Consider the following 6,009-nt stretch of genomic DNA (forward strand, 5'->3'; position numbering starts at 1 on the left):
TGCAGCTGCGTACCGCAGCGGCTTCATTTTTCCGTCTGGCGCGGTACGTATCGAGGTTTGCAGCGCGTACAGCAGGTGCGCGTGTCCGTTTTCGGGATTGGTGATAGTCAGCGTGGGCGCGGGGGCGTTGCGGTCGCTCCAGTCGATGGCGGCACCGGCACGATCGACGTCGAATCCCAGCCAGAACATGGCGTGAGGCTGATTGAACTGGATGTATTTCGCCAGAATGGCGCGTTCCTTACCGGCAATGCGTACACCAAAGTACAGATCGTCCGAAAAATACGGCTTGTGCGGTAAGCGTTCGTTGAAGAGTTCGAGTGCGGCGTTATGCAATGCGCCCTGCGCTTATGGCGGGCTGTTGTCTGGCACGGTTCATGTGCTAATATCCTTCATAGGTTTCGTACCTGGCCCTGGTTATCATGTTTATCCGCCAAGATTGCACATGATTTCCGGGGCTTTGTTTTTTCTGTTGCCGTTAAATTACACGCGAACGGCCTCGCCTGTCGAATCCTTCTGTCACAACGGCTTAGTGCGCCGCCAGCTCCTGGAAGAATTTCGGATTCGCCTGGATGGTTGCCAGCACCTTTGCCGCCAGTCCGGTCGGGTTACGGCGCCCGGTTTCCCAGCTCTTGATGGTGTCGAGGCTGGTTCCCAGCACTTTCGCCATCTCGCTCTGTGAAACGTTTAGCTGTGCCCTGATGGCCTTCACGTCTGCCAGCTCGTAACGGGTGACGCGGGCAGGTTCTCTGACGCCGTTTTTGATTTCAACGGCTTCTTCCAGCGATGCTTTCAGCTCGTCAAAAAAACTCATGTCACACCTCGTCTTTCAGTTGTTGGGTCAGCGTCTTCAGCGCGGCTTTCTCCGCGTCCGTTAGGCTGTCCTTGGTGCTTTTCGGGTAGGCCATCACCAGATAAATCACCTCGCCGGTGGCCAGAAAATAAATCACCCTCGCACTGCCGCTTTTTCCCTGGTTGCCCGTCGCCATCCTGACTTTTCGCAGCCCGCCGGTTTTCTGGATGAGATCGCCTTTGTCCGGCGACTCAATCAGCGTCTTTTGCAGCTCCCTGAGCTCTTCATCCGTGGCGATCTGTTTTATCTGACGGGTAAACATCGGGGTCTCGATAAACTCAATCGCGTGACTCACGGCTGTCTCCTGTGTTTAATGGAGTACATAGTACACTAAAATCCGAATCCGGAAAAGCGGTCACATCGAGGGGCCATGGTAGCGGGTCGGTTTTTTCTGTGGCTCTGGCTCCACCTGCTCGCGCAGTTTATCCGCACGGGCGTGCTCATGTTGTCTAATCAGCGCATCAACCGGCTGACGTTCCTGCTCAAGCTCTCGACCTGCGCGCGCAAGCTGTCCACCTGACTGCTCAAGTGCTGACACACCCGGTCGCTGTGCGTCAGCGCCTGTGAGGTAGCCTCGAACATGTGCTGCAAACTGCTGTAGCTGTCCTGCCACGCCTGCTGCTGTTGCTCGTAGCTTGTCTGTAAGCTCTCTAAGGCGCTCAGAAGCTGTTTTTCCATCTCGGTCATGGTTTTGGTCGTCCTCGGTGTTAAAAACGCGCTGTGGCGTTTCAGGGCGTGCTGACGGGGTTATTTCGCCGTGTATTTCACCACGGTGTTGTCGGTCGTCGACGTGTAGGTTTCCACGCCGTGCGCCTGCTTCGGCAGCACCACCAGGTAGGTGTTCCGGCGCGTGTCGTCGCTGTAAATCGTCACGCCCGCGCCGCTTTTCGCTTTCAGGCTCGCCAGCTGCTGGCTGTAGCTGTCCATCTCGCTCAGGCGCGAGGTGATGATCGTGCCCTGAAACCAGATTATCCCGCCCAGGATGCCGATCAGCAGGGCGAAGCAGAGAAATACCCACGCCATCGCCGTTGAGACGGAGGTTCTGATCATGCCCGTCAGCCTGCCGTTCTGCTCGCGGATAGCGTTGCTGATGCTCTGCGAGCTTGATTGCAGTTCCGCGCTGATAGACGTCTCCAGCCTCGCGAACTCGCGCTTCACGCTCTGCTCGGTATCCTGCGCCTGCTGCTTCGATTTCTCCTCGAAGCCCTTCGCCAAATTTAAAATCTCGCTCATATATCATTCCTTTCAGCCGGATATTTCGGCCACCGTCCGGATCGGCAATGCTGATGCTGCTTTTCGTTTCCCGCGCCACGGTCAGGCCGTAGCTTTCCAGCTGCGTCACCACGTCCTGCCGGCTGCGGATCACGCCCTGCTGCATCAGGTTCATCAGGCCGGCGGTGATTTTCTCTGCCGCCTGCTGTTTGTCGCGGGGCAGATCGCTGGCCTGCGTCAGCGGGCGGCGGTAAGTCGGGTCGTTCGGGTCGCGCAGCCCCAGCCGGTCGTTGGTCAGGGTCTGCCAGGCGTTGACGCGGGGGCGGTCGGCGCGGTCAAAATAGGGTTGCAGGCGTTTGCCACTCTGCAATTCGATGTTCGGGATGACAAAATTCAGCTCAAGCCGTCCCTTGTCGCGGTGCTCTACCCACAGGCAGGCGTACTGGTCGCGGTCGAGGCCGGTCAGCAGCGTATGCTCCCATTCGTCCATCAGGCGCGATTTCTCCGCATCTGCAATGTCCGGCTCCTGGAATGACAGCACGCCGGAGGTGTAGGCGCGGGCAAAGTCGCAGCCGTCAATCAGCTCGCGCACGTGTTCAGGATTGCCGCGCAGCACGCGGGCCTGTTCACGCTGCCGGTCTTTTCCCAGCAGGTAATCCACCGGCCCGCTTCCCGAACCCGCACCACGCGAATGAATTTTAACGATCACGGTTCTGCTCCAGCAGGTCGCCAAGCTGACGGTCAAGGCTGGTCAGTACTACGAGCAGCGAGGCACGTTCAGAAGGCGTCAGGGTGTCAGTCTGATTCAGGCGGCGGGCAATCTGGTTCAGGTTGTTACCAATCCCGCTGACCTGTCGCAGCAGTTCGGGAGCCACATCGGGCACACGGCGCTTGCGTGAAGTGTGTTCACCCAGACCAAGCTGACGCAGCCACTCCGCAAGGTGAGTCCGGTCGCAGCGATCAAGCAGTCGCTGATGCTCGGTTTCGGTGAGCCGGATTTTGATTTCTTTCGTTCGCTTTTCCATAGGCTCCGCTGAGAGAAAATTCGCACCACTGTGAGAATTTTTCGCAGTGGATGCCAGGGGTTTCGGGGGGCGGCGAGCCCCCTGAACCAGTCACAGAAGGAACCTCGTAGAGGGGACGCTGTGTGTACTGGCTTAAAGAAGAAACTATTATGTCAGATTGCACATCCGTTGCAAAAAAAAAGCCCTCTACTAGAGAGGGCTGTTATCTGATATAGGTTGTTTATGAACACGCGCGGATTGAGCTGGAGATGGCTCCAGAATAAAGGTCTTTTTTCCATTCGGTTCTGGTGAGCTGACCTTTATGATAGTAGTTCATACAATGGTGGTTAGTTATACGGCTAAGGAATCTAAATATTTTTTCATCCTCAACAAAAACCCTTACATCATCAACATATGTTTTATTCAAAACCTGTAACTTGAAAAATCCTTTTGAGGCATCAAGCACACTGAGGAAAGACTTATTGATCTCGCCATTTTCATCAACATTCTTTTTCGGCGGCCTAGTTATAACAACATATTTTATTTTTAAGTTAAAAAAATCCTGACGTATACCAATGTTAGAAGACCAATTTCTAATTAATTTAGACATAGTTTCATAACACTTAAACCTCAGCTCCTTAGCGGAATCTCCTTGTGGCCACCCTTCTTTAAATTCGATAAGATAAAGACAGTCTTTTTCATTGCAATACACCAGTGTATCGACAGAAAAACAATTAGCCTCAACATCCCCACTATCTATTAGCATTGGGATCTTATCTAGGTGAATGAGAGTGCAATCCATATCAATGAATAAATTTTCCCCATTCTTTGATATCTCACTAAGAGTACCAGAAAAACAGGAATATTTAGATTCGATAAATTCTATTAGTTTTTTTTCATTAGAAATCATCTGGATCACCTTGCATCTCTAGCATCAAGTCACGAAGAGGTCCTGACAAGGCATCAATAATAATACTTATATCGCCATAGGTATCGATAAGATTTACATCATCACCTATTTTATGAGAGAAGTAGAATTTAGCAGGAATTTTAAAGAAACCGCTATACGCCTTAAGAGATTCCAACATATAAGGGCTATGTGTGTTAACTAGTATCCTAATACCTCTTTGGGAGAGTTTGACTATAGCTTCGGCATACTTTTTCTGCCATTTAGGATGAAGGTTTGTTTCTGGTTCATCAAGAATAATCAAACTTTCTTTATTTAGATACCCTCCTCTATTAAGGATATCCATAATAGAAAGGGCTTTTACACCAGAGGAAACGTTGTTCCCAGAGAAAAAGTAGCCATCTTTTTGGAGGTGAAAATCTTCTTTTTCAGGTTCAAATGATATAGTTCCATCATAGAAATCATTCATGTTCCAGCATGAGTCATCACTTTCGGACATTGATGAAAGTGTATTCCTAGTTCCATCTATTTTCGAACACAAATCGATTACATGGTGAGGCAAACTAGACCTAACCTTAGAGCGCATAACATAATCAGTACGACCGAGAACTTTCTCTAGCAAAAAAACAGCAGGACCATCTACAAACGTAGAATCGATAAAGGGTATATCGAAATCCCCATCAGTTTCTATTATTCTTTTATTGTCAAATTTCACGTAACTGCGTTTATCATTTACCGTAATAGCTATTTCAGAGAACTCACTCACAGAGTTTTTCTTAACTAAATCACTTGAAAACTCTTCCTTTAGAGAGGAGAGAAAGTGATCAGCAAACCTGACTTTATCCATAGCTATTCTTTTAAGAATAAAAACCATGTGGGAAAGTTCTTTTTTTACTTCCTCATCTTCTATATAAAAGTAATTAAGTATATGCTCTGCATTTTCCACCACATAAATAGGGTCGAATTCAAGATCATCAGAAGAAGTCATTCTTCTAGCTGTGTAAAGGAAACTCATCAGTGCCGTTACAGCACCATTTAAATCCTCCTCTTTCTCCCCAGGAAATTCAGCATGTATATATTTATTAAGAATCATAAACATTTTATCATAAATGTTCTTAACTCTGTTTCTTACAAGAACCTTGCGTTTAAATTTATAAAAAGAAGAGCTTTGACCAAGAGAATAAATGACTTTGGAAAGTGCAGTTTTCCCCGAGTCATTCTCTCCAGAAACAACAGTCAATCCAGAAATATCAACATCAAAGTTGCTTATAGATCCTACGTTTTTAATTTCAACTCTCATTCACATTTCCTCGATGTGTTTAAATACACATCCAACTGACAAATTCAACAATAAAGCTATTTCTCTTACAGTCTTGTTCATTTTTCGAAGAAGCAAAATTTCATTTATCTTTTCCTCACTAATACTAGGCCTTCCGCCTCCACGGCTTTTTTTTCCTCTAGCCGCTTGGATAGCTGAAGTGTGCGTCATAGCAACATACTCATCAAATGATGATTTACTAAATTTGCCATATGTCCACTTAGCAATGCTTTTAGCTATGCTCATGACCTCACAATCATCAAGCGGTGCCGCAAATTGCAGATTATAAGCACTGGCACGTTCATAGCATGCCTGTAACCATTGGTTATACTCGGGCCAGCCCTGACGGATGGCGCGGTATGCCCACTTACGGGTTTTGTCGAACAGTGTGCAGTTACGGCCTAAACCATAGTCAGCAACGATTTCTTTGTCGTTTGCGGCGTTCAGGTCGAGAAAGTCAGCCAGCCAGTCCAGCGTATAGAGTTCTGGCTGCCACACCGCAATTTTCCAATGGTTGTGGTTCGGATTTTTGCAAATTAGCCCCGAATACCCCACGTCAGCCTCTAATTTTTTACGTAACGAGTTCTCTACTGCAGCTGCGTACCGCAGCGGCTTCATTTTTCCGTCTGGCGCGGTACGTATCGAGGTTTGCAGCGCGTACAGCAGGTGCGCGTGTCCGTTTTCGGGATTGGTGATAGTCAGCGTGGGCGCGGGGGCG

Annotated in this window: 9 protein-coding genes and 1 pseudogene; all 10 read right to left on the minus strand. The window is 48.9% G+C overall.

What is annotated here, in order from left to right; genetic code table 11:
* The coding region (locus ACA373_RS22030) for a replication initiation protein (RefSeq protein WP_370735150.1) at nucleotides 1–333 on the minus strand (333 nt) is incomplete at its 3' end.
* 193 nt (nucleotides 334–526) lie between these two features.
* Nucleotides 527–811: a NadS family protein gene (gene nadS / locus ACA373_RS22035; protein ID WP_001697687.1), complete on the minus strand. Its 285-nt coding sequence runs from the start codon at nucleotides 809–811 to the stop codon at nucleotides 527–529.
* A gap of 1 nt (nucleotide 812) precedes the next feature.
* Complete coding sequence (locus tag ACA373_RS22040; protein ID WP_267986117.1) at nucleotides 813–1,145, minus strand: type II toxin-antitoxin system RelE/ParE family toxin; 333 nt, start codon at nucleotides 1,143–1,145, stop codon at nucleotides 813–815.
* Nucleotides 1,146–1,303: 158 nt separating this feature from the next.
* Complete coding sequence (locus ACA373_RS22045; RefSeq protein ID WP_023207133.1) at nucleotides 1,304–1,537, minus strand: MbeD family mobilization/exclusion protein; 234 nt, start codon at nucleotides 1,535–1,537, stop codon at nucleotides 1,304–1,306.
* 60 nt (nucleotides 1,538–1,597) lie between these two features.
* A complete protein-coding gene (locus ACA373_RS22050; protein ID WP_142273022.1) occupies nucleotides 1,598–2,083 on the minus strand; it encodes an MbeB family mobilization protein in 486 nt (161 codons plus the stop codon).
* 370 nt (nucleotides 2,084–2,453) lie between these two features.
* Nucleotides 2,454–2,771, minus strand: a pseudogene (locus tag ACA373_RS22055) (relaxase); the annotation flags it as partial.
* Entirely contained in the window at nucleotides 2,761–3,087 is a 327-nt protein-coding gene (locus tag ACA373_RS22060; RefSeq protein ID WP_193579571.1) for a MobC family plasmid mobilization relaxosome protein, read from the minus strand. The gene ACA373_RS22060 and the pseudogene ACA373_RS22055, both read right to left, overlap by 11 nt.
* Before the next feature lie 220 nt (nucleotides 3,088–3,307).
* Nucleotides 3,308–3,976: a hypothetical protein gene (locus tag ACA373_RS22065; RefSeq protein WP_267986118.1), complete on the minus strand. Its 669-nt coding sequence runs from the start codon at nucleotides 3,974–3,976 to the stop codon at nucleotides 3,308–3,310.
* Nucleotides 3,966–5,273, minus strand: coding sequence for an AAA family ATPase (locus ACA373_RS22070; protein ID WP_370735151.1), 1,308 nt, complete (start codon nucleotides 5,271–5,273; stop codon nucleotides 3,966–3,968). Before ACA373_RS22070 ends, ACA373_RS22065 begins: the two co-directional genes overlap by 11 nt.
* Nucleotides 5,274–6,009, minus strand: a 736-nt coding sequence (locus ACA373_RS22075; protein ID WP_370735152.1) for a replication initiation protein, incomplete at its 5' end; no start/stop codon positions are given.

It is taken from the genome of Erwinia sp. STN24, from assembly GCF_041320675.1.
Classification (GTDB): Bacteria; Pseudomonadota; Gammaproteobacteria; order Enterobacterales; family Enterobacteriaceae; genus Erwinia; species Erwinia aeris.

Bases quoted from the DNA above. Each gene is read 5' to 3' on its own strand.
- ACA373_RS22065 (WP_267986118.1), bottom strand. From the start codon at position 3,976: ATGATTTCTAATGAAAAAAAACTAATAGAATTTATCGAATCTAAATAT.
- ACA373_RS22070 (WP_370735151.1), bottom strand. From the start codon at position 5,273: ATGAGAGTTGAAATTAAAAACGTAGGATCTATAAGCAACTTTGATGTT.
- ACA373_RS22045 (WP_023207133.1), bottom strand. From the start codon at position 1,537: ATGACCGAGATGGAAAAACAGCTTCTGAGCGCCTTAGAGAGCTTACAG.
- ACA373_RS22050 (WP_142273022.1), bottom strand. From the start codon at position 2,083: ATGAGCGAGATTTTAAATTTGGCGAAGGGCTTCGAGGAGAAATCGAAG.
- nadS (WP_001697687.1), bottom strand. From the start codon at position 811: ATGAGTTTTTTTGACGAGCTGAAAGCATCGCTGGAAGAAGCCGTTGAA.
- ACA373_RS22060 (WP_193579571.1), bottom strand. From the start codon at position 3,087: ATGGAAAAGCGAACGAAAGAAATCAAAATCCGGCTCACCGAAACCGAG.